Source organism: Bacteroides sp. AM23-12, assembly GCF_003434395.1.
GTDB classification, from domain to species: domain Bacteria; phylum Bacteroidota; class Bacteroidia; order Bacteroidales; family Bacteroidaceae; genus Bacteroides; species Bacteroides thetaiotaomicron.
In genome coordinates this window covers 1-23,256 of sequence record NZ_QTLF01000001.1, presented here as the reverse complement: position 1 = coordinate 23,256, position 23,256 = coordinate 1, and the positions used below count along the sequence as shown (strand labels likewise).

The window sequence follows — 23,256 nt, the reverse complement described above, 5'->3', positions numbered from 1 at the left end:
TCTACAATAGGAAACTATCAGCAGTAAGGTAGCTTCAGTCTCTTGTTTTTCTCTTCTTCCACAATTGCCAGCTATTAATAATATTTTGCCACATATTAACACATCACCATACAAATCTGATTATCAGCAAATAAATCCACCTATTACTAATAGCAGGTAACAAAAAAACGAAGAAAATCGCTTAGTGGTGGGCTTCGTGTACAAAGGCAACAAAAGGAAATTACCTGCCAAAAAAGAGATAGGCTTTCGCTCTACAATAACTTTCTCAGTTCCTCAATGTCAGGCAAGGCGTTACGAAGTCGTTCCGGCATATCTTTGGATGTACGGTAAGTAGCGACTCCCATCGGCTTGTTATAATCACGAACTGCAAATTCTACAAAAGTTTGATTCATTTCTCTGCAAAGTATTATTCCGATAGAGGGATTCTCGTGCGGTTTTCTCACATATGAATCCAAAGCGGAAAGATAAGTATTCAGTTGTCCTAAATACGAACTGCGGAATTTCCCGGACTTCAATTCAACCGCCACTAAAGAATTAAGTTCCCGATTGAAAAACAACAAATCAATGAACATTTCCTCTCCAGCCACTTCAACACGATATTGATTGCCTATAAAACTGAAATCCTGCCCAAAAGTCATAATAAACTTCTTCACGTTGGCAACAATCGACTTTTCTACTATCTTTTCGTCTAAATCCTCTTCCTGCTCATCCAGTTCCTCCACATTGATGAAATCAAGCAAGTATTCATCTTTGAATGAACAAACAGCTTTTAGCGCTTGCTTAGTATCAGGCAATGTTTGTGCGAAATTGTTAGGCAAAGTTCCCCGGTGGCTGTACAGGTCTGCTTTTAAGTAATCCCTTAAAGTGTATTTACTCCAATAGCGAATAGCGCACTCATGTATATAAAATAGCCTTGCTTCCAAAGTTTTAGCTTTGGATATTATTTCGGTATGATGACTAAAGCCGATTGAAAAGAAGTCTGACCAGTTAAATTCATCAGCCAGTGGCTGGCGAATTACGCTCAACAGCAATTTTTCATCTAATACCAAATCGCCAGCCAGTGGCTGGCGATTTAGAACAGGTTCCCATTCTTCATAGAAAACTCGCATATTCTTTATATTCGAAGTTGAAAATCCCCTTAGCCCCGGCAATTCTTTTTGCAACAGAGAAGATATTTGCTCTATTGCTCCTTTACCCCAAAAGCCTATACGGGAATTTTTCGACACGTAACGTCCGATGCCGTAATAAAGAGATAGCTGTTCTTTGTTCACCGATGTGGCTGCACGGTACTGGCTGCGCAGAATAGCTTCTTTTATGGTCTTTACCGCTTCTCTATAATTCTGATTTATATCCATTTGCGTTTTGTTATATGCGACAAAAGTACAAAAATAATGCTGGCGAAAAGAAAACAAAGGTGTTTTTCTCTTTTCGCCAGCATACATATTTTGCTGTTCATGGAAGGAACAATGCTCCTACAGCCGAATCATATTCTGTTGAACCATAATGATAGCTATCTATACGCTCCTCTATATAAGTAGGAAAATAGGAAAAACAAAGGAAAAGAGAGATACAAACAACAAATAACTAAATATCAATATCTTATATTCACTATTTTATCTCTTTCTTTCTCTTCTTCCACAACTGCCAGCTATTGATGATATTTTGCCACAGGACATACGAACCGGGAGCAACAGACGATAACGGGTTCAGATAAGTATGCGCCATCCAGATAGCAAGAATCGTATTCTTCTGCCCCAGTGCCTGCCCGCCACTGATGCGGTCATTATAGACCGAGCCGATAGTCTTTCCCCAAAAAAACTGCAAGCAACAGGCAATCAAGGCACCGACCGCAATCATTATTTCCGTGAAACCATCCGCAGGATCGTTCAGTAACGAATACAGGGTCTGAGCCGTCACAATAGCCAAAGAGACCGCCCACAAATAAAAGGCGAGTTCATGATATCCCAGTAACTTCTGATGCACTTTCGGCAGGAATTTACTCAACAGCCATGCTGCAAGGAAAGGACAGATCAACAAGGGGAACACCTTACTCAAAATAACCCAAAATGCTCCCCAAAAACTTACATCCGGATTTACCTCTATCAAAGGGAAGAGAATAGGCACCGCAATAGCAGCACCGATATTACCCAACAATGTATAAGTAGTCAGACTTGCCGCACTCCCTCCCAACTTGGAAGTAATCACCGCAGCAGCCGTAGCCGTAGGACAAATAATACATACCATCACCCCCTCCGCTACAATCTTATTGAAACGGTAAAGCAATAAATAAGCAAGGAAAGCACCCCCGATCTGAATCAGCAACAACCATGCGTGCAACGGTTTAGGCTTCAAATCATGCGGTGATACCTTACAGAAAGTCAACAGTAACATCGTAAAGATAAGATAGGGAGTCAGAAAAGAAAAGTAGATAAATATCGGATAACCGACAGCACCTACCAGCATCGCAATAGGCAACGTCCAATTCTTCAAAAACTTAAGCATCGTCGTATATTTTTTCTTGGAGGTGCAAAGTAACAGAGATTTCGGGAGAAAAGCTACCATTAAACCGAAAAAAACACAAAACTTAAGTGTAAATCATGAGTTTTCTGCAAAATTCTACTACATTTGCATCGTATTTAAATATGAAACCGCATAGAACCTACATATTATATATATCAATCTGCCTCTGGCTACTTGCTTCTCCCCTATGTATCGGCGATTTATGGGGGAAAGATTTCGTAGTAGTCATCGATGCCGGACATGGCGGTCACGACCCCGGTGCCATCGGGAAAATATCCAAAGAGAAAAACATCAATCTGAACGTCGCACTGAAACTGGGAAACCTGATCAAAAAAAACTGCGATGACGTCAAAGTGATCTATACCCGCAGCAGGGATGTCTTTATCCCCCTGGACCGACGGGCAGAAATAGCCAATAACGCAAAAGCCGATCTCTTTATCTCTGTCCACACCAACGCTCTGGCAAAAAACCGCACCGCCAAAGGAGCTTCTACATGGACACTGGGTCTGGCCAAATCCGATGCCAATCTGGAAGTAGCCAAACGAGAGAACTCGGTAATCCTCTATGAAAGCGACTATCAGACCAGATACGCCGGCTTCAACCCGAACTCGGCGGAATCCTACATTATCTTCGAATTTATGCAGGATAAATACATGGAACAAAGCGTACATCTGGCATCACTTGTACAGAAGCAATTCCGCCATACCTGCAAACGGGTAGACCGCGGAGTGCATCAAGCCGGATTCCTGGTGCTGAAAGCAAGCGCCATGCCAAGTATCCTGGTAGAATTGGGCTTCATCTCAACTCCGGAAGAAGAACGCTATCTCAACTCGGAAGCCGGAGCCAACACAATGGCCAAAGGCATCTACCACGCATTCTTAAACTACAAAAGAGAACAGGAGATACGCCTGACCGGAGCCAGCAAAACAATTATCCCAACCGAAGAACCGGCAACAAGCGCTCCGGAACAAAGGGAACTGATGGCCGAAGCAAGTACAACACCCGCCACCGCCACAAAAACAGTTCCCAAACGACCTATTGTCTCAGAAAGCGCAACCAATGACAGCGAAATAACGTTTAAGATACAGATACTCACCTCCTCAAAGCCTCTTACTAAGAATGACAAACGACTGAAAGGACTGAAGGATGTGGATTATTACAAAGAAAAAGGACTGTACAAATATACGTATGGCGCTTCCAGTGATTACAATAAAGTATTACGCACCAAGCGTACCATCTCGGCACAATTCAAAGACGCATTCATCATCGCCTTCCGAAACGGCGAAAAGATGAATGTCAACGAAGCGATAGCCGAATTTAAAAAAAGAAGAAATAAATAGAAAATAAAATGAAGTACATTACAAAAGAAGTTCGAATAGGAATTGCAGGTATCGTAGCATTATGCGTGCTTGTCTATGGAATTAATTGGCTGAAAGGCATACATATGTTTCAGCCTTCAAGCTATTTCTATGCCAAGTTTCAGAATGTAAACGGACTGACCAAGTCGAGCCCTGTTTTTGCTGATGGCGTTCGTGTAGGTATTGTACGCGACATCGAATATGACTATGTAAATCCCGGAAATGTGATCGTTGAAGTCGAACTGGACACCGAACTCCGCATCCCGAAAGGAAGTAGCGCAGAACTTGTATCCGAACTGATGGGAGGCGTACGCATGAATATTCTTCTCGCCAACAACCCGCGTGAGAAATATGCCATAGGCGACACCATCCCCGGCACATTGAACAACGGAATGATGGAAAGCGTAGCGAAACTCATGCCCCAAATTGAGAGTATGTTACCGAAACTGGATTCCATCCTCACCTCACTGAACAACATCGTAGGTGACAAGAGCATCCCTTCTACGCTGCACTCTATCGAAACGACTACCGCCAATCTTGCTGTAGTCAGCTCTCAGATGAAAGGACTCATGAGTAAGGACATCCCCCAGCTGACCGGCAAGCTCAATACCATCGGAGATAATTTTGTAGCGATCAGCGGTAACTTGAAGGAAGTGGACTACAGCGCCATTTTCCAAAAAGTTGACGCAACACTCGCTAACGTAAAAATGATTACAGAGAAGTTGAACAGCAAAGATAACACTATCGGACTGCTCTTCAACGACCCTGCTTTATATAACAATCTGAACGCTACCACAGAGAATGCGGCGAGCTTACTGGAAGACCTGAAAGCACACCCCAAACGGTACGTTCATTTCTCTTTATTCGGGAAGAAAGACAAGTAGCAAATCTTTCTTATATAGATTTTATCTAAATAAGCAGGCGGTATATAAAAGGGAGTATAACCTCTGCAAAAGTCTATCTACAGACCGAAATAATATTCCCGTACAAACAAGTACGGGAAGTATAAAAGAGTAAGAATAAAACGATAAACAACTAAAATACAGATACTTATAATTTTGCAAGAGAGGGGAAACAGACAGTGTTCCAACACAATTCTATAAGTCATTGAAAGTAAACACATTATTGTTTGCCCGAGAAAAACAAGAAAAAGCTAATTTGTTTTTTCCAAATAAGATTCCCAATTTTGCAAACGTAGAAGTTTCGCTTAATTTAATAAATGTATTAAAGTCACTATGATTGAATCAAATCATGTTGTACTTTGGAACCGCTGTCTCGAAGTAATTAAAGACAATGTTCCAGAGACGACATATAATACTTGGTTTGCCCCGATTGTTCCATTAAAATATGAGGACAAAACATTGATCGTACAGATCCCGAGCCAGTTTTTCTATGAAATACTGGAAGAGAAATTCGTGGATTTGCTGCGAAAGACATTGTACAAAGCTATTGGCGAAGGCACCAAGTTAATGTATAACGTCATGGTCGACAAGACTTCGATTCCGAATCAAACCGTGAATCTCGAAGCAAGCAATCGTTCTACAGCTGTTACTCCTAAAAGCATCGTCGGTGGCAACAAGGCGCCCAGTTTCCTGAAAGCTCCTGCCGTACAGGACTTAGACCCGCACTTGAACCCGAACTATAACTTCGAGAACTTTATAGAAGGATACAGCAACAAACTTTCAAGAAGCGTAGCAGAAGCGGTTGCGCAAAATCCAGCAGGTACTGCCTTCAATCCATTGTTCCTTTACGGAGCGTCCGGAGTGGGGAAAACACACCTGGCAAACGCAATCGGTACTAAAATCAAAGAATTATATGCCGATAAAAGAGTATTGTATGTTTCGGCACATCTGTTTCAAGTGCAATATACAGACTCCGTACGTAATAACACGACCAACGACTTTATCAACTTCTACCAGACAATTGATGTATTAATCATTGATGATATTCAGGAATTTGCCGGAGTAACGAAAACTCAAAATACTTTCTTCCATATCTTCAATCATTTACATCAAAACGGAAAGCAGCTTATACTGACTTCCGACCGTGCCCCTGTATTATTGCAGGGTATGGAAGAACGTCTGTTGACCCGTTTCAAATGGGGAATGGTGGCAGAACTGGAAAAACCGACTGTCGAACTCCGCAAAAACATCCTGCGGAACAAGATACACCGCGACGGTCTGCAATTCCCACCGGAAGTGATCGACTATATCGCTGAAAATGTAAATGAGAGTGTACGAGACCTGGAAGGTATCGTCATCGCCATTATGGCACGCTCTACTATTTTCAACAAAGAAATAGACTTGGATTTAGCCCAACATATTGTACACGGCGTAGTTCACAACGAAACAAAAGCAGTTACCATTGACGATATACTGAAAGTAGTATGCAAGCACTTTGATCTGGAAGCATCGGCTATTCACACCAAATCCAGAAAAAGAGAAGTGGTTCAGGCACGTCAGATTGCAATGTACCTGGCTAAGAATTATACGGATTTCTCAACTTCAAAAATCGGTAAGTTCATCGGCAATAAGGATCATGCGACAGTGCTGCATGCTTGCAAGACTGTAAAAGGTCAGTTGGAAGTAGATAAAAGCTTTCAGGCTGAGGTACAGGAGATTGAGTCGTTGCTGAAGAAGAAAGCATAATTCAAGTAATAGGTATTAAGTAATAGGTAATATCGAAGCTGCATAAACAAGTGCAGTCCGCATAGCTATTACCTATTACTTATTACCTATTACTTATCATTAGAATCCTTGTTGACGAAGCACTTTCAACAAGTTCTCAGACATAAATTCATTGTCTTTCTTTGTATAACGTACATCCGTAAATACTTGTGCCAGAGTTTCTTTCTTATTTTCTTCTATAAACTGTTTATTTTCCGGCAGTGATTCTTTATACTCGTACAAGCGATCGATGTCTTCCGGAGTATAATCATGGTAAACTTCCTGATGCACGGCAGCTTCGAGAGGCAAGCGGTCCACCTGGGCCGGAGTACCGTCCGGATAGCCGACTGTGATCGTCGTAATAGGGAATACCAGTTTCGGCAGTTGAAGTGTATCGATGATCATTTGCGGATTATAAGTAGTCGTTCCCAGATAACAGATACCCAAGCCTGCCTCTTCAGCTAACGTGCAGAAGGTTTGCGCAACCAACAAGGTATCCATAGACGCATTCATAAAAGACATTAAATTATCGTAGCCGGGAACAGCGTTTCTCTGTTCACACCACTTGCTGAAACGGCGGAAATCGGCACAAAAAGTAAGCACGACAGGTGCCCCTTTTACCATCGGCTGATTGAAATGAGCAGGAGAAAGTTTCTCTTTCATTTCTGCATCGCGAGTCACTATAACACTATAAAGTTGCATCCCTCCCATCGTAGAAGCGCGGAAAGAGGTTTCGAGCAAATCATTTAACAAATCAGGAGTAATATCTTTTTGCTGGTATTTCCGGATTGTTCTTCTGTTCTTTACGGTTTCAAACATATCTTTTTTTTGCAAAGATACAAAAAGAAATATTATTTTGCCATATCAATGAAATAATCTAATTTTCTTTTTGGAAAACTTAAAGCCATGAACAAAAAGCAAAGTTATCTGTTAATCAAAGACTTAACAATAACAAACGGAAAACTTAAAGCCTGTTGATAAAATGTTGCATTTTTATTTTGATAGATAAAAAAACATTCTTAGCTTTGCAGCCACATTTGTTACTGATAAGTAAACTTCTACACATTACTTATTAAATAATAAAATCTAAGACACATTGGATCGTGGAAAAACAAATTTATTCTTATGACGAAGCCTACGAAGAATCTTTACGATATTTTCAAGGCGACGAGCTTGCTGCAAGGGTTTGGGTAAACAAGTACGCAGTAAAGGATTCTTTCGGAAACATCTATGAAAAATCTCCGGAAGATATGCATTGGAGAATTGCCAATGAAGTAGCACGTATCGAGGCAAAGTATCCGAATGCACTGACAGCAAAGGAACTGTATGATCTGCTGGATCATTTTAAGTACATCGTTCCGCAAGGAAGCCCGATGACGGGTATCGGTAATGACTATCAGGTCGCTTCACTATCCAACTGCTTCGTAATCGGGGTAGACGGCGCAGCAGACTCTTATGGCGCTATCATCAAAATCGACGAGGAACAAGTACAGCTCATGAAAAGGCGTGGAGGAGTAGGTCATGACTTGTCTCACATCCGCCCGAAAGGTTCTCCCGTTAAAAATTCGGCATTGACTTCCACTGGTCTCGTTCCGTTCATGGAACGTTATTCCAACTCTACCCGCGAAGTAGCTCAGGACGGTCGTCGTGGTGCACTGATGCTGAGTGTGTCTATCAAGCATCCGGATTCGGAAGCCTTCATCGACGCTAAAATGACGGAAGGAAAAATTACCGGAGCCAATGTTTCCGTAAAGCTGGACGACGCTTTCATGCAGGCGGCAGTTGACGAGAAACCTTATATACAACAATATCCGATTGAATCGGCAAATCCGACTACCACTAAAGAAATAGATGCTTCCACATTATGGAAGAAGATTGTGCACAATGCATGGAAATCGGCAGAACCCGGTGTTTTATTTTGGGATACGATTATCCGTGAATCTGTGCCCGATTGCTACGCAGATTTAGGTTATAAGACTGTATCTACCAATCCATGCGGTGAAATTCCATTGTGTCCTTATGACTCTTGTCGTCTGCTGGCTATCAATCTATATTCTTATGTAGTAAATCCGTTTAAACCGGATGCCTATTTTGATTTCGAACTGTTCAAAAAACACGTTGCGCTGGCTCAACGCATCATGGACGACATCATCGACCTCGAACTGGAGAAGATCGAACGTATCATGGAAAAGATCGATCAAGACCCGGAAGGCGAAGAGGTAAAACATGCCGAACGCAACTTGTGGAACAAGATATATAAGAAGAGCGGTCAAGGTCGCCGTACAGGTGTGGGAATCACTGCGGAAGGCGATATGCTTGCTGCTTTAGGTCTGCGCTACGGAACCGAAGAAGCAACCGAATTCTCTGAAAAAGTACATAAGACAGTGGCCCTCGGTGCCTATCGTTCTTCGGTTGAAATGGCAAAAGAACGCGGTGCTTTCGAAATATACAGCAATGAGCGTGAACAGAACAATCCGTTCATTCAGCGTCTTGCCGAGGCTGATCCGGAACTGTACGCAGAAATGAAGAAATATGGCCGTCGTAATATTGCATGTCTGACGATTGCTCCTACAGGAACAACCAGTCTGATGACACAGACGACTTCCGGTATCGAACCGGTCTTCCTGCCCGTTTACAAGCGCAGAAGAAAAGTAAACCCGAACGATACGAATGTACACGTTGACTTTGTTGACGAGACAGGCGACGCATTCGAAGAATATATCGTATTCCATCATAAATTCGTGACATGGATGGAAGCTAACGGATACGATCCCGCCAAGCGTTATTCGCAGGAAGAGATTGACGAGCTGGTGGCTAAGTCACCTTATTATAAAGCGACTTCCAATGACGTAGACTGGTTGATGAAAGTGAAGATGCAGGGAAGAATCCAAAAATGGGTAGACCACTCTATCAGCGTAACCATCAACCTGCCGAACGATGTAGACGAGGATCTTGTCAACCGCCTGTATGTAGAAGCATGGAAATCCGGTTGCAAAGGATGTACGGTATACCGCGACGGCTCACGTTCCGGAGTATTGATTTCAACCAAATCGGATAAGAAAGAAACTCTTCCTCCTTGCAAACCGCCTACGGTAGTAGAAACACGCCCAAGAATACTGGAAGCCGACGTGGTTCGTTTCCAGAATAACAAAGAGAAATGGGTGGCTTTTGTAGGACTGCTGGATGGACATCCTTACGAGATATTCACAGGTTTGCAGGATGACGATGAAGGTATCCTGTTGCCGAAAAGCGTAACCAGCGGACGTATTATCAAGAATATAGACGATGATGGAACCAAGCGTTACGACTTCCAGTTCGAAAATAAACGTGGATACAAGACGACTATCGAAGGATTGTCAGAGAAGTTCAACAAGGAATACTGGAACTATGCAAAACTGATCTCCGGTGTACTCCGTTACCGGATGCCGATCGAGCAGGTTATCAAGCTGGTAGGTTCTCTGCAACTAAACAGCGAGAGCATCAACACTTGGAAGAACGGTGTAGAACGTGCATTGAAGAAATATATTCAGGACGGAACGGAAGCCAAAGGAAAGAAATGCCCGAATTGCGGTAATGAAACTTTGGTCTATCAGGAAGGCTGTCTGATCTGTACCACTTGCGGTGCTTCCAGATGCGGTTAACATGTGACGTATGTTAATTAATATATAAACAAAAGATTAAAAGGAGTCCTAATACGGCTCCTTTTATTTTTTATTCAAAAAAATGTCTTATACTTGCATAGTCATTAGTGTCTAATCAAAATCTAATATATATGACTGTATCATTTAACATCGAATATCGCACCAGTTGGGGAGAAGAAGTCAGGATTGCCGGGCTGCTGCCGGAGTCGATCCCCATGCATACCACAGACGGCATATACTGGACGGCAGACGTGGAACTGGAAGTTCCCAAAGAAGGAATGACTATCAATTACAGCTATCAGATAGAACAAAACCAAATCATCATCCGCAAAGAATGGGACAGTTTTCCGAGACGTCTCTTTTTATCCGGTAACTCTAAAAAGAAGTATCAGATTAAAGACTGCTGGAAAAATATCCCAGAACAATTGTATTACTACAGTTCGGCCTTCACGGAAGCCTTGTTAGCCCATCCCGACAGAGCTGAAATTCCGCATTGTCACAGAAAAGGGCTGGTCATCAAGGCATACGCCCCACGCATCAACAAAGACTATTGCCTGGCAATTTGCGGAAATCAGAAAGCATTGGGAAACTGGGACCCGGACAAAGCGATTCCCATGAGCGATGCCAACTTTCCGGAATGGCAGATCGAGCTGGATGCAAGTAAGCTGAAATTCCCGCTGGAATACAAATTCATCCTTTACCATAAAGAAGAAAAGAAAGCGGACTGCTGGGAAAATAACCCCAACCGCTATCTTGCCGACCCGGAACTGAAAACAAATGAGACGCTGGTCATCTCCGACCGATATGCCTATTTCGATATTCCGGTATGGAAAGGGGCCGGTATAGCCATCCCTGTCTTTTCACTGAAATCAGAGAACAGTTTCGGAGTAGGAGATTTCGGAGATTTGAAACGCATGATTGACTGGGCTGTAAGTACCCAACAAAAGGTAATACAGATATTACCGATCAATGATACTACCATGACTCATGCGTGGACCGATTCTTATCCATATAATAGTATCTCCATTTATGCTTTCCACCCGATGTATGTGGATATAAAGCAGATGGGAACACTGAAAGACAAGTCAGCCGCAGCAAAGTTCAACAAAAAACAGAAAGAGCTCAACAGTCTGCCGGCGATGGATTACGAAGCTGTCAACCAAACAAAATGGGAATACTTCCGACTGATCTTCAAGCAGGAAGGAGAAAAAGTATTAGCCTCCGGAGAGTTCGGCGAATTCTTTGACGCCAACAAGGAGTGGTTGCAACCTTACGCTGTTTTCAGCTATCTGCGCGATGCCTTTCAGACACCTAATTTCCGTGAATGGCCCAGACATTCCGTTTATAATGCACAAGATATAGAGAAGATGTGCCGGCCGGAATCTGTGGATTACCCGCATATCGCACTCTATTATTATATCCAGTTTCACCTGCACCTGCAATTGGTAGCCGCTACGAAATACGCCCGCGAACACGGTGTCGTACTCAAAGGGGATATCCCTATCGGCATCAGCCGTAACAGTGTGGAAGCATGGACCGAACCTTATTACTTCAATCTCAACGGGCAGGCAGGTGCCCCTCCCGATGATTTCTCCGTGAACGGACAAAACTGGGGATTCCCCACGTACAACTGGGACGTCATGGAAAAGGATGGCTACCGCTGGTGGATGAAGCGTTTCCAAAAAATGTCAGAGTACTTCGACGCTTACCGGATTGACCACATCCTTGGTTTCTTCCGTATCTGGGAAATCCCGATGCATGCCGTACACGGATTACTCGGACAGTTCATTCCCTCCATCCCTATGAGTCGGGAGGAAATCGAAAGTTACGGTCTCCCCTTTCGGAAAGAATATCTGATTCCATATATTCATGAATCCTTCCTCGGGCAAGTATTCGGTCCGCATACCGATTATGTGAAACAGACTTTTCTTCTTCCTGCCGAAGCACCCGGTATTTATCACATGAAACCGGAGTTTGCCACCCAACGGGAAGTGGAGAGTTTCTTTGCAGGAAAAAATGATGAGAACAGTCTTTGGATTCGAGACGGACTATACACATTGATCAGTGATGTTCTTTTTGTACCGGACACGAAAGAAAAAGATAAATATCATCCGCGCATCGGAATACAACGCGATTTCATCTTCCGTTCACTCAATGAGCTGGAGCAGAATGCGTTTAACAAGTTATATGACCAGTATTATTATCACCGCCACAACGATTTCTGGCGCCAGCAGGCTATGAAGAAACTGCCGCAACTGACACAATCTACACGTATGCTGGTTTGCGGAGAAGACCTGGGCATGATTCCGGATTGTGTTTCGTCCGTCATGAATGATCTTCGCATTCTCAGTCTGGAGATTCAGCGGATGCCAAAGAATCCGATGTACGAGTTCGGCTATTTAAATGAATATCCATATCGGTCGGTTTGTACCATCTCCACTCATGATATGTCTACTTTGCGAGGCTGGTGGGAAGAGGATTACCTGCAGACACAGCGTTACTACAACACGATGCTGGGACATTACGGAACCGCACCGACGGTCGCCACTCCCGATTTGTGCGAAGAAGTGGTGCGCAATCATCTGAAAAGCAATTCCATACTTTGTATTCTGTCCTTGCAAGACTGGCTGAGCATTGATGGCAAATGGAGAAATCCGAATGTACAGGAAGAACGGATCAATGTACCAGCCAATCCGCGCAATTATTGGCGTTACCGGATGCACCTCACTCTGGAACAGTTGATGAAAGCAGCAGAACTCAATGACAAGATACGTGAGCTGATAAAATACACCGGCAGAGCTCCCAAGAAATAAATATCTTTAGGCACAGGTGACACGGATTAACACGTTTTTTAGACCTATAATCTCTTAAAACTGTAAATCCGTGTCATCTTGTGTCTGAATAAAATCAGCTGATGGTTTTGACACCTCTGTTTCTCTACCATGCGGCAATTCTTTATCTTCCTTCATTCCGTTTTTTCCAATTAATCAAGTATCTTTGCAACGCAAAAACGCAACGCAAAATAAATGGGAGACAATCAGCATCAGCGTATTGATTTTGTGGACTTAACCAAGGGAGTCTGCATTATTCTGGTAGTGATGGCGCATATCGGAGGCGCTTTCGACCAGCTTGACAAGCATTCCATGCTATCCTGCTTTCGTATGCCTCTCTATTTCTTTATCTCAGGAATTTTCTTCAAGCCTTACGAAGGATTATCCGGTTTCATTATCCGAAAGACCAATAAGCTAATCATTCCCTTTATCTTCTTCTACGTCAGCGCTTTTCTACTAAAATACATTGTATGGAAGATTGCACCGGGAACTTTCCATCTCCCTGTATCATGGAGAGAATTACTGTTTGTCTTTCACGGGCACGACCTCATCAAGTTCAATCCTCCCATCTGGTTTCTGCTTGCTCTGTTCAACTGCAATATTCTGTTCTATCTGATTCATTATCTACGTGAAAAGCATTTATCTCTGATGTTTGCAGCAACGTTACTGATCGGATGCACAGGATTCTTCCTGGGCAAATTTCACATCGAACTTCCTTTGTATATAGACGTTGCGATGACTGCCCTTCCCTTCTATGTAGCAGGCTTTTGGGTTCGCCGATATAACTTCTTCCTGTTCCCCAGTCATCGGTTCGACAAGATTATTCCCGCATTTGTCCTGCTGGCACTGGTCGTAATGTACTTCACCGCCACCACGCCGGGTATGCGGACCAACAATTATCCCGGCAACATATTCCAGGTATACATTGCCGCATTTGCCGGAATCTTTATGATTATGCTGATCTGTAAGAAAATAAAAAGAATAAGTATCGTTTCTTATCTGGGGAGATATTCCATTATCACACTCAGCATTCATGGACCGGTTATACACTTTGCAAGACCAATCGTTTCGCATTATATTCATAACGACTGGGCAGAAGCAAGCGCACTGCTCCTGCTGACATTGGCTATCTGCATTCTCTTTACCCCTATCCTGCTTAAGATAATTCCGCAGTTGGTAGCACAGAAGGATTTATTAAAAGTCAAATAATAAAACATTGTGCAAGCCAAACTTTTCTTAACTCTAAGTTTAATTATCAAATAATTTACTACTTTTGTTCCAAAGAACTATAGACCGAGAACAAATGAATATAACGATTGTCTTAGGAGATAAAATTCCATCTATAAAATACGGCGGAACTCAAAGAGTAATGTGGTATCTGGGTAAAGAACTCAATAAGCGCGGACACAAAGTCACCTTCATCGCAGGAAAAGGTTCCTCCTGCCCTTTCGCTAAAGTGATAGAACTGGACCCTAGCGTAAATCTGAACACCCAAATCCCCACAGACGCGGACATCGTACATTTCAACATTCCCGTTCCCGAAGGAATCACCAAGCCGCACTTACTGACCATACACGGCAATGGAATCCCGGCCAACGCAGACCGGAACATCGTTTTTGTCTCACGTAATCATGCACAAAGACTTGGAAGCGAATCATTCGTTTACAATGGACTGGACTGGGATGACTACGGTCCCGCCAACCTCACCCTTTCCAGAAAAAACTACCATTTTCTAGGCAAAGCAGCCTGGAAGGTCAAAAATATCAAAGGAGCTATCGCCGTTGTCCAAAGCATCAAGAACGCACAACTGGACGTTTTAGGCGGTTATCGCCTCAATCTCAAAATGGGCTTCCGATTCACATGGAATCCACGGATTCATTTTCATGGAATGGTAGATGATTCAAAGAAAAAAGTTATTATTGAGCAGTCAAAAGGGCTTATTTTCCCCGTTACATGGCACGAACCTTTCGGACTTGCAATCACTGAATCCTTATACTTCGGAGCTCCCGTATTCGGTACTCCCTACGGTGCGCTTCCCGAACTCGTTTCACCGGAAGTCGGTTTTCTGACCGCCCACGGACAGGAAATGGCCGAACATATACAGTCAGCACAATATTCTCCGAAAGTCTGCCACGAATATGCCAGAGATCTATTCAATTCAAGTGTCATGGCAGAAGCCTATTTAAAGAAATATGAAACTGTACTGAACGGCGAACCTTTGAATAAAGAAGTCCCCCATATTATAGATATCGCACGACGTCTTCCATGGGACTAAAAATGGCAGTTGAATTACATAGCTGATGAGTACAATCTCATTTATAAAGCCTTTCATTCATTTAATAAGCGAACAAAAATGATCGAAAACACTTTATAAAAAGAAATAAAGCCTTACCTTTACTTTTTTAGAAAACAAAAGATATGAAGATAAACAACAGCTATATTTTGCTGAAAGACATCTGCTGCTTTGCTTATCATGGAGTAGCCCCCCAAGAGAATATCATTGGAAATGAGTATATTATCAACTTGAAGTTGAAGGTAGATATCAGTCAGGCTATTCAAACAGACGACGTGGTGGATACGGTCAACTATGCCGAAATACACGAAGCCGTGAAAGCTGAAATGTCCATCCCATCGAAGTTGCTGGAACACGTATGCGGACGAATAGCTAAAAGACTACTGGCAGAATTTCCTGCCATTGAAGAAATAGAACTTCGTCTTTCCAAACGGAATCCGCCTATGGGAGCAGACATCGACTCAGCCGGAGTAGAACTGCATTGCAGCAGATAAGTACCTTTGCTTTATCAGTTTGTGTTATTATCAAGAAGCACATTGGTCTGTCATCCTATCATCCGGACTGCCACATCCGGTCAACTTATTTACAACACCCTATCATTCCGCTTGTGCCAAGTAATGGGCACAGTTATGCCAAAGGAGTGTCACGGTTGTGACAAGGGTGTGGCACAGTTGTGACAAAGGCTTGGAAACAGTTGTGACAAGGGCATGGCACAGTTGTGCCAAAGGCGTGGCATCGTCGTGCCAAAGGCATGGCACAAGTAAGGCTGCCTCATTTCTACTTGAAGCAGCCTCACACTATCATATTTTCAGTCTATAACGACCTATCTCTTCTTTCTTTTTCTTTTATTTACCGATTCTACAGCTTCCGTTACCACGGATTTGTTTTCGAACCGTTTCGTATAACTGGAATAGTCCGGATGGGTACGTTCGTAATCGGGATCCATAAACAGAGGGCTGGAAATGATATGATCCGCCGTAGAACGGTTACAACAGAAAACGATGTTCTCAACACCGGCCAGTCGGGTTAATGCTTTAACATCCGTATCATGTGGCTGCAAAGTCATAGGGTCAGTGAAAAAGAATAGATAATCAATCTGACCGTCCACAATACGCGATCCCATCTGCTGGTCACCTCCCAAAGGACCGGATTTCAGAATTGTGAAGTCCCACTCCACTTCAGGATGCTTCTCCTTCAGTGCTTCCAGAATCAGAGTACCTGTAGTACCTGTACAATAGAATTTATTTCCCATCAACAGTTCCGAGTTCCACAGCACCCATTCGATGAGGTCTTTTTTCATGGCATCATGTGCTACCAGCCCGATGCCTCTCCTTACTTTTGGTTCCATTTTGTTATCCTTTTAAATCCGACAATTGAGAGAATCTTTTGCACCCTCCCACATAAAACTGCCACAAGATACTACTTTTTATCCGTTCAGGGATTGGATTCAAAGAAGTTTTTCTTAAGTTTTCTTTACGGGAAGAAGAAAATGAAGGACAAATCTGTTTATATTCTTTCCGGGCACGCATCACCGCACGGGCGTTGTCTAACTGCCCCTTCAGCAGAAATGTGAATGCAGCCACGTAATCGAGACAAGTCCGGATACGCATCACTTTATTTAACTCTTCGTCCGAAAGATTCTTATAGAGCATGACAAGATTATTACGAAAATTCAAAAAAGTCTTGCGGGGATTCTCCTTTTTCAGAGTTGCACCACCGACGTGATAGACCGTACTTTGAGGAATGCAAACGATTTCCCGACCACGGGAACGTAGTCGCCAGCATAAATCAATCTCTTCCATGTGGGCAAAGAAACGTCCGTCCAGTCCGCCCGCCTCACGATAATCCGCATGACGGATAAACAGGGCGGCTCCCGTTGCCCAGAAAACTGGCAGGATCGTATCATACTGTCCCTCATCCTTTTCAACCACTCCCATTATACGCCCACGACAGAACGGATAGCCGTACTTATCTATAAATCCTCCGGCTGCTCCGGCATATTCAAAATACTCTTTTTGCCGCTGGCTACGGATTTTCGGCTGACAGGCAGCTACCTCCGGATGGCCATCAAGATAGGAGATCATCGGTTCAAGCCAATGTTCGGTCACCTCAACATCAGAATTCAGAAGTACCACATACTCCGCTTCTACCTGCTGCAAAGCCAGGTTATATCCATCTGCGAATCCATGATTCTGATCCAGCACAATGATCCGGACACAAGGAAATTCTTCCCGAAGCATTTCCACAGAAGCATCCGTAGAGCCATTGTCGGCCACACAGACTTCTACTTCTTCGCTCTTCGAATAGCGGATCACGGACGGAAGAAAAGTACGAAGCATATCGCACCCGTTCCAATTCAGAATAACCACTGACACTTTCATCCTTACCCCCTTTCACATTCAGCCTTAGAAGCTTTCCAACGTTTATGAGACCACAGCCAATAAGCCGGTTCCCTGCGAATCGTCTGTTCCAGATAATCAGCAAACATTTCCGTAATTTCTCCTTCACCCGTCTCCTTCGGTTTCTCTGTCATCAGCTTAAACTCAGCTACACAATACCCTCTGCCGGGTTTTGTCAGATCACAATAGAACACAGGGAAGTTCATCATTTTCGCAATGCGCTCCGCACCATTCAGAAAGGCGGTTTCCTGCCCCAAAAAAGTAGTCCAGTATTTTTCGTTTCCGCTGGGCCACTGGTCAGTAATCAGACCGACAACCATCTTTTTGCCTTCACGCTTCAACTTGATAATTTCGCGTGCCGTAGAATGTTTCGGAACGTTATATCCTCCGAAGCGGGAACGGATGCGCTGGAACAATTCGTTCAAGTATTTATCTTTCAGAGGTTTATAGACTTGCATCGGTACATCACCCGGTTTCATAATAGATCCCATCCCGATCAGCCATTCATAATTGGCATAATGAGGAATCATTACGATGATTCCGCCATATTTCTCGGTCAGTTCCAGATATTGTTCCGTATTCTTATAAGTCATCCGCTTATAAAGGTCTTCGGGTGACATATGAAGCATTTTCAAGTCTTCAAGCATATAGTCGGAAAGGTAACGATAGAAACGGCGTTCGATCTGCAGCCTTTCTTTCTTGTCTTTTTCGGGAAATGATTTCTTCAGATTCTCCCGTACTACTTTCCGGCGATACCTCCCTATACGGTACATCAACAGGTAATTGAAATCCGAAAGTAAGTACAATATCCGGAAGGGAAGCGCCGAAAACAGCCACATCCCGCTATATACCAGCCAATAGATAAATCTAGACTTCATAATTCATCAGAATTGTGCCTTTAAGCGCTGTCATGTCTTCATTAAATTCTCCCAGTCGGACGTTAATCATCTGATTGTCCAATGATTCGTCATTCTCCACTTCTACGCGGATATAGTTAGCGGTAAACCCGTGCATCGGTGTACCTGCTTTTGATTTTTCCATCAATACCTGCATGGTCTGCCCGATATGACGGGTATAGAAAGCCCGTGTCTTTTCATCAGAAAGTGTCAGCAAGCGCTGGCTGCGCTGATGTTTCTCTTCCGGCGAAACCACATAATCTATCTTCAAGGCCTGCGTCCCCGGACGTTCGGAGTAGCTGAACACATGCAACTGTGTCACATCCAGTCCGGAAATAAACTGATAAGCCTGTTCAAAATACTCTTCCGTCTCTCCGCGAGTACCTACAATCACATCGACTCCGATAAAGGCATCCGGCATCACTTCCTTGATTTTCTTTACTTTAGAGGCAAAAAGAGCCGTATCATAACGACGGCGCATCAATTTCAGCACTTCATCGCAACCGGATTGCAACGGGATATGAAAATGAGGCATAAATCTACGGGAACGGGAAACGAACTCGATGATTTCATCAGTCAGCAGATTGGGCTCGATAGAAGAAATGCGGTAACGTTCGATGCCTTCCACCTGATCCAGCGCTTTCACCAGATCAAAGAAAGTCTCACCGGTAGTCTTACCAAAATCGCCGATATTCACGCCTGTCAGTACGATCTCTTTTCCGCCTTCGGCAGCAGCCTGCCTTGCCTGCTCCACCATAGAGGCAACAGTACCGTTACGGCTGCGTCCACGGGCAAAAGGAATGGTACAATAAGAACAGAAATAATCGCATCCGTCTTGTACTTTCAGGAAGAAACGAGTACGGTCGCCCCGTGAACACGAAGGAGAAAACGAACGGATATCTTTGGTGGTGGTAGTAAATGCCTCTCCCTCTTCATGCTTATGGAGGTCGCCGAGATACTGCAACAAGTCTCCTTTCTGCTCGGCACCCAGCACTACATCTACTCCTTTTATCTTTGCCACGTCGCCGGGTTTCAACTGCGCGTAACATCCGGTCACTACCACAAAAGCTCCGGGATGCTGCTTGACCAACCGATGAATAGCCTGACGACATTTCTTGTCTGCCATCTCCGTCACCGAACAAGTATTTACTACACAGATGTCTGCTTTTTCCCCTTTACGTGCAGTCCGGACTCCTGCCTCCCGCAGGATTTTGCCGATAGTTGAAGTCTCTGAAAAGTTCAATTTGCAGCCTAACGTATAATAAACGGCTGTCTTATTTTGAAATACAGTGGTATCTATCATAATCTGTTATAACGCATATTTCCTGCAAAGTTACACATTATTATTAGTAAAACACTTTAGGATACGAAAGTTTATTCCTATTTTTGCACAATTCACTAAAAAACGTGCAATGATTAAAGAGAATTTCATTAAACTATACGAAAATAGTTTTCGGGAAAATTGGGATTTACCTTGCTATACCGATTATGGTGAATCCGTTCATTATACTTATGGCCAGGTAGCCGGAGAAATCGCCCGTATGCACCTGCTCTTCAAACACTGCAGCCTGCGTAGAGGAGATAAAATAGCCGTTATCGGCAAAAATAATGCCCACTGGTGCATCGCCTACATGGCAACCATCACCTACGGAGCCATCATCGTCCCTATCCTGCAAGACTTTACGCCCAACGATGTGCATCATATCGTCAACCATTCCGAGTCCGTTTTCCTCTTTACCAGTGACAGCATCTGGGAAAACCTGGAAGAAGAAAAGCTGACCGGACTGCGCGGAGTTTTTTCGCTCACCGACTTCCGCTGCCTCTATCAGCGGGACGGAGAAACTATTCAGAAGTTTCTGGTACACCTCAATGATGAAATGTACGCCGCCTATCCGAAAGGATTCACGCGCGAGGACATTCAATACACTACGTTATCCAATGATAAGGTAATGCTGTTGAACTACACATCGGGAACTACCGGCTTCAGCAAAGGGGTAATGTTGACGGGCAACAATCTTGCCGGCAATGTCACTTTCGGCATCCGCACGGAGTTACTTAAAAAAGGAGATAAAGTGCTTTCTTTCCTGCCACTGGCACACGCCTACGGTTGCGCTTTCGACTTTCTGACTGCAACTGCTGTCGGAACTCATGTCACCCTGCTCGGTAAAACGCCTTCTCCCAAAATTATCATGAAGGCTTTTGAGGAGGTAAAACCGAACCTGATTATCACTGTTCCGCTGGTCATCGAGAAAATATATAAAAATGTCATCCAGCCGCTCATTAATAAGAAAGGTATGAAATGGGCATTAAACATTCCTTTGCTCGACACCCAGATTTATAATCAGATACGGAAAAAGCTGATAGACGCCCTAGGCGGACGTTTCAAAGAAATCATCATCGGAGGCGCTGCCATGAATCAGGAAGTGGAAGAGTTCTTCTACAAAATAAAGTTCCCTTTCACCATCGGTTATGGTATGACCGAGTGCGGACCACTGATCAGCTATGCTCCCTGGAATGAATTTATTTTAGGCTCTTCCGGCAAAGTGCTGGATATCATGGAGGCACGCATCTATAAAGAAAATCCGGAAGCGGAAACCGGAGAGATTCAGGTACGTGGTGAAAACGTGATGGTGGGATATTATAAGAATCCGGAAGCCACGCAGGAAGTGTTTACCGAAGACGGCTGGCTGCGCACCGGCGACCTTGGTACTATGGACGCCAGCGGAAATATCTTCATCCGCGGACGACTCAAAAGCATGATTCTGAGTTCGAGCGGACAGAACATCTTCCCCGAAGAGCTGGAAGCCAAACTCAATAACCTGCCATTCATTCTTGAAAGCCTCGTCATCGAACGTAACAAGAAACTGGTGGCACTGGTCTATGCGGATTACGAAGCGCTTGATTCTCTCGGATTGAACAATCCGGATAACCTGAAAACCATCATGGATGAAAATCTGAAGAACTTAAATAATAATGTAGCTGCGTATGAAAAAGTCAGCAAGATTCAGCTTTATCCTACGGAATTTGAGAAAACCCCGAAAAGAAGCATCAAAAGGTATCTATATAACAGTATAGCTGTCGATTAGTATGTTTTAAAACATGGATTGAAGGCGTAATATAACAAGCTTCTAAAAAAAATTATAAAAATAGTTGGCTTTTCGAGAACAACATATTGAAAAAGTACATAACTTTGCAGCGTTTTAATAAAGCAATTGATTGTATTACGTTTTTAAAAAGCAAAGAAAATGAAAAAATTAGTTTTGATGGCCGTAGCTATCGTAGCAGTATCATTCGCATCTTGTGGTAACAAAGCAGCTGACGCAGCAAAAGCTCAACAAGATTCTATCCGCATCGCTGACTCAATCGCAGCTGTAGAAGCAGCAGCAGCTGAAGCAGAACAAGCAGCAGCTCAGGCAGCAGCTGACTCTTTGAATGCAGATAGCACTGCAACTGAAGCTGTAGCTGAATAATTCAGAACAGCCTAGAGAGAATTGAAAGTCTGACATGCTAAAAGCATGCACAGACTTTTTTTTATGCCTTATTTAGCGTATGAGCTTTTCACAAAGGGAGCATCCAGCAAATAATCCAGACTTACCTCGACACTTTTCTCTACGGGCATGCTGTAGCTTTCTATCTCTGCAACAAGATGCTTCACACCAGCTGTCTTTGCATTCTTGAAAATAGCGTCGAAACCAACCATTCCGCTCTGCCCGATTTCTCTGTGATCTTTGATATGGAACATTTTAAAACGACCGGGGTATTTATTAAAATAATCGACCGGACTGTTTTGTCCGCGAACTACCCAATAAACATCCATCTGGAAGAAAACATATTCAGGATTGGTATGCTCAATCATGTAATCATACATCACTTTATCTTCTACCTTCTGAAATTCATGAGCATGATTATGGTATCCGAACGACATCCCCTGCTGTTTACAACGTTTGCCTATTTCATTGTAATAAGCACAATATGTATCCAACTCCTTAAGTGTTTTAGGCACATCCATCCAAGGAGCTACAATGTAACTCATACCGGCAGCTTTATGATCAGCAATACACTGGTCCCACCATTGAAGTGAACTTGAAAAATCACCGGAAGCTAATTCTTCTTTCGACAATCCTCTTGTGCAATGTGAGGATAAAACCTTCAGCCCGGCAGATTCAACATCTTTTTTAAATTGGTCGGGAGTTCTGTCGTAAAACTTTCCATTATTATAATTGGCGGCTTCCACACTGGTATATCCCATTTTCGCCAAGTTCTTCAGAAGAGTAATATAAGCGGCGTCACATTTGCCGTCCTTATTGTCTACCTTATTCAATATATCCCTGACAGAATAGAGTTGAATCGCTACTTCTTTTTTAGCTTTCGCTTTTGTTTTAGACTGTGCCATGGCCGTAAACGGAATCATTAAAAGAAGAGCCAGCGCACATAGATTTATTTGGAGTTTCATGTTTGTAGATAAAGGGGTTCATGTATTAAAATAAAAAAGCTGTGTCAGAAGTTCGTCGGGCATATCATTCTGTCATTCAGAACTAAATGCCATGTTGATGTTACTTTTGACACAGCCTATCTTTGAATTATTTATGTGATCAGTCCAGAACTTTCACGCGGATATTGCGGAACCAAACGTCATCACCGTGATCCTGCAT

At 43.4% G+C, this 23,256-nt stretch carries 18 protein-coding genes; 10 read left to right on the top strand and 8 right to left on the bottom strand.

All coding sequences use genetic code 11. From position 1 onward, the window contains the following. Nucleotides 1-251 precede the first annotated feature (251 nt). Together DW640_RS00090 and DW640_RS00085 are read right to left on the bottom strand one after the other, a co-directional pair. Nucleotides 252-1,355 (bottom strand): YhcG family protein, encoded by a 1,104-nt coding sequence (locus DW640_RS00090; RefSeq protein WP_011108152.1) that lies wholly within the window; start codon nucleotides 1,353-1,355, stop codon nucleotides 252-254. Nucleotides 1,356-1,608: 253 nt separating this feature from the next. Further along, a complete protein-coding gene (locus DW640_RS00085) occupies nucleotides 1,609-2,562 on the bottom strand; it encodes a bile acid:sodium symporter family protein (protein ID WP_199610178.1) in 954 nt (317 codons plus the stop codon). 80 nt (nucleotides 2,563-2,642) lie between these two features. Here DW640_RS00085 and DW640_RS00080 point away from each other — a divergent pair, with 80 nt between their 5' ends. The 3 genes from DW640_RS00080 (at nucleotide 2,643) to dnaA (ending at nucleotide 6,526) form a co-directional block, all read left to right on the top strand. Then, nucleotides 2,643-3,860 (top strand): N-acetylmuramoyl-L-alanine amidase, encoded by a 1,218-nt coding sequence (locus DW640_RS00080; RefSeq protein WP_199610176.1) that lies wholly within the window; start codon nucleotides 2,643-2,645, stop codon nucleotides 3,858-3,860. An 8-nt stretch (nucleotides 3,861-3,868) separates the two neighbouring features. Continuing rightward, nucleotides 3,869-4,762 carry an MlaD family protein gene (locus tag DW640_RS00075; RefSeq protein ID WP_008759761.1) on the top strand — a complete coding sequence of 298 codons (894 nt, stop codon included), beginning with the start codon at nucleotides 3,869-3,871 and terminating at the stop codon, nucleotides 4,760-4,762. A 351-nt stretch (nucleotides 4,763-5,113) separates the two neighbouring features. Continuing rightward, nucleotides 5,114-6,526 carry a chromosomal replication initiator protein DnaA gene (gene dnaA, locus DW640_RS00070; protein ID WP_008759760.1) on the top strand — a complete coding sequence of 471 codons (1,413 nt, stop codon included), beginning with the start codon at nucleotides 5,114-5,116 and terminating at the stop codon, nucleotides 6,524-6,526. Between the two features lie 99 nt (nucleotides 6,527-6,625). Here dnaA and DW640_RS00065 read toward each other — a convergent pair whose 3' ends face one another. After that, complete coding sequence (locus DW640_RS00065) at nucleotides 6,626-7,363, bottom strand: NADPH-dependent oxidoreductase (RefSeq protein WP_061473422.1); 738 nt, start codon at nucleotides 7,361-7,363, stop codon at nucleotides 6,626-6,628. Between the two features lie 284 nt (nucleotides 7,364-7,647). On the opposite strand from DW640_RS00065, the gene DW640_RS00060 reads away from it, so the two are divergent. From DW640_RS00060 to folB, 5 genes are all read left to right on the top strand, one after another. Next, complete coding sequence (locus DW640_RS00060) at nucleotides 7,648-10,185, top strand: adenosylcobalamin-dependent ribonucleoside-diphosphate reductase (protein ID WP_117576809.1); 2,538 nt, start codon at nucleotides 7,648-7,650, stop codon at nucleotides 10,183-10,185. Between the two features lie 131 nt (nucleotides 10,186-10,316). Further along, nucleotides 10,317-12,998 carry a 4-alpha-glucanotransferase gene (locus DW640_RS00055; protein WP_117576807.1) on the top strand — a complete coding sequence of 894 codons (2,682 nt, stop codon included), beginning with the start codon at nucleotides 10,317-10,319 and terminating at the stop codon, nucleotides 12,996-12,998. A gap of 213 nt (nucleotides 12,999-13,211) precedes the next feature. Beyond that, nucleotides 13,212-14,225: an acyltransferase family protein gene (locus DW640_RS00050; RefSeq protein ID WP_117576805.1), complete on the top strand. Its 1,014-nt coding sequence runs from the start codon at nucleotides 13,212-13,214 to the stop codon at nucleotides 14,223-14,225. Between the two features lie 94 nt (nucleotides 14,226-14,319). Next, nucleotides 14,320-15,291: a glycosyltransferase family 4 protein gene (locus tag DW640_RS00045; RefSeq protein ID WP_008759755.1), complete on the top strand. Its 972-nt coding sequence runs from the start codon at nucleotides 14,320-14,322 to the stop codon at nucleotides 15,289-15,291. Between the two features lie 143 nt (nucleotides 15,292-15,434). Further along, a complete protein-coding gene (folB, locus tag DW640_RS00040) occupies nucleotides 15,435-15,803 on the top strand; it encodes a dihydroneopterin aldolase (RefSeq protein WP_008759754.1) in 369 nt (122 codons plus the stop codon). Between the two features lie 329 nt (nucleotides 15,804-16,132). Here folB and DW640_RS00035 read toward each other — a convergent pair whose 3' ends face one another. The 4 genes from DW640_RS00035 to mtaB are packed head-to-tail and all read right to left on the bottom strand — an operon-like array spanning nucleotide 16,133 to nucleotide 19,907. After that, a complete protein-coding gene (locus tag DW640_RS00035) occupies nucleotides 16,133-16,657 on the bottom strand; it encodes a methylglyoxal synthase (protein ID WP_008759753.1) in 525 nt (174 codons plus the stop codon). Nucleotides 16,658-16,661: 4 nt separating this feature from the next. Further along, nucleotides 16,662-17,690 (bottom strand): glycosyltransferase family 2 protein, encoded by a 1,029-nt coding sequence (locus DW640_RS00030; protein ID WP_008759752.1) that lies wholly within the window; start codon nucleotides 17,688-17,690, stop codon nucleotides 16,662-16,664. A 2-nt stretch (nucleotides 17,691-17,692) separates the two neighbouring features. After that, a complete protein-coding gene (locus tag DW640_RS00025; RefSeq protein ID WP_008759751.1) occupies nucleotides 17,693-18,586 on the bottom strand; it encodes a lysophospholipid acyltransferase family protein in 894 nt (297 codons plus the stop codon). After that, nucleotides 18,576-19,907: a tRNA (N(6)-L-threonylcarbamoyladenosine(37)-C(2))-methylthiotransferase MtaB gene (gene mtaB, locus DW640_RS00020; RefSeq protein ID WP_008763943.1), complete on the bottom strand. Its 1,332-nt coding sequence runs from the start codon at nucleotides 19,905-19,907 to the stop codon at nucleotides 18,576-18,578. The genes DW640_RS00025 and mtaB overlap by 11 nt, the downstream gene beginning before the upstream one ends. A gap of 109 nt (nucleotides 19,908-20,016) precedes the next feature. Here mtaB and DW640_RS00015 point away from each other — a divergent pair, with 109 nt between their 5' ends. After that, nucleotides 20,017-21,690 carry a long-chain fatty acid--CoA ligase gene (locus DW640_RS00015; protein ID WP_054960538.1) on the top strand — a complete coding sequence of 558 codons (1,674 nt, stop codon included), beginning with the start codon at nucleotides 20,017-20,019 and terminating at the stop codon, nucleotides 21,688-21,690. A 159-nt stretch (nucleotides 21,691-21,849) separates the two neighbouring features. Continuing rightward, nucleotides 21,850-22,074, top strand: coding sequence for a hypothetical protein (locus tag DW640_RS00010; protein WP_008759748.1), 225 nt, complete (start codon nucleotides 21,850-21,852; stop codon nucleotides 22,072-22,074). Nucleotides 22,075-22,142: 68 nt separating this feature from the next. On the opposite strand, the gene DW640_RS00005 is transcribed toward DW640_RS00010, so the two are convergent. Beyond that, entirely contained in the window at nucleotides 22,143-23,057 is a 915-nt protein-coding gene (locus tag DW640_RS00005; protein ID WP_008763945.1) for a sugar phosphate isomerase/epimerase, read from the bottom strand. Nucleotides 23,058-23,256 lie beyond the last annotated feature (199 nt).

What these genes read in the sequence shown, in the direction of transcription:
- DW640_RS00035 (WP_008759753.1), bottom strand. Translation starts at nt 16,657, where the DNA reads ATGGAACCAAAAGTAAGGAGAGGCATCGGGCTGGTAGCACATGATGCC.
- DW640_RS00010 (WP_008759748.1), top strand. Translation starts at nt 21,850, where the DNA reads ATGAAAAAATTAGTTTTGATGGCCGTAGCTATCGTAGCAGTATCATTC.
- DW640_RS00090 (WP_011108152.1), bottom strand. Translation starts at nt 1,355, where the DNA reads ATGGATATAAATCAGAATTATAGAGAAGCGGTAAAGACCATAAAAGAA.
- DW640_RS00075 (WP_008759761.1), top strand. Translation starts at nt 3,869, where the DNA reads ATGAAGTACATTACAAAAGAAGTTCGAATAGGAATTGCAGGTATCGTA.
- DW640_RS00045 (WP_008759755.1), top strand. Translation starts at nt 14,320, where the DNA reads ATGAATATAACGATTGTCTTAGGAGATAAAATTCCATCTATAAAATAC.
- folB (WP_008759754.1), top strand. Translation starts at nt 15,435, where the DNA reads ATGAAGATAAACAACAGCTATATTTTGCTGAAAGACATCTGCTGCTTT.
- DW640_RS00005 (WP_008763945.1), bottom strand. Translation starts at nt 23,057, where the DNA reads ATGAAACTCCAAATAAATCTATGTGCGCTGGCTCTTCTTTTAATGATT.
- DW640_RS00025 (WP_008759751.1), bottom strand. Translation starts at nt 18,586, where the DNA reads ATGAAGTCTAGATTTATCTATTGGCTGGTATATAGCGGGATGTGGCTG.
- DW640_RS00030 (WP_008759752.1), bottom strand. Translation starts at nt 17,690, where the DNA reads ATGAAAGTGTCAGTGGTTATTCTGAATTGGAACGGGTGCGATATGCTT.
- dnaA (WP_008759760.1), top strand. Translation starts at nt 5,114, where the DNA reads ATGATTGAATCAAATCATGTTGTACTTTGGAACCGCTGTCTCGAAGTA.
- DW640_RS00015 (WP_054960538.1), top strand. Translation starts at nt 20,017, where the DNA reads ATGATTAAAGAGAATTTCATTAAACTATACGAAAATAGTTTTCGGGAA.
- DW640_RS00055 (WP_117576807.1), top strand. Translation starts at nt 10,317, where the DNA reads ATGACTGTATCATTTAACATCGAATATCGCACCAGTTGGGGAGAAGAA.
- mtaB (WP_008763943.1), bottom strand. Translation starts at nt 19,907, where the DNA reads ATGATAGATACCACTGTATTTCAAAATAAGACAGCCGTTTATTATACG.
- DW640_RS00080 (WP_199610176.1), top strand. Translation starts at nt 2,643, where the DNA reads ATGAAACCGCATAGAACCTACATATTATATATATCAATCTGCCTCTGG.
- DW640_RS00050 (WP_117576805.1), top strand. Translation starts at nt 13,212, where the DNA reads ATGGGAGACAATCAGCATCAGCGTATTGATTTTGTGGACTTAACCAAG.
- DW640_RS00065 (WP_061473422.1), bottom strand. Translation starts at nt 7,363, where the DNA reads ATGTTTGAAACCGTAAAGAACAGAAGAACAATCCGGAAATACCAGCAA.
- DW640_RS00085 (WP_199610178.1), bottom strand. Translation starts at nt 2,562, where the DNA reads ATGGTAGCTTTTCTCCCGAAATCTCTGTTACTTTGCACCTCCAAGAAA.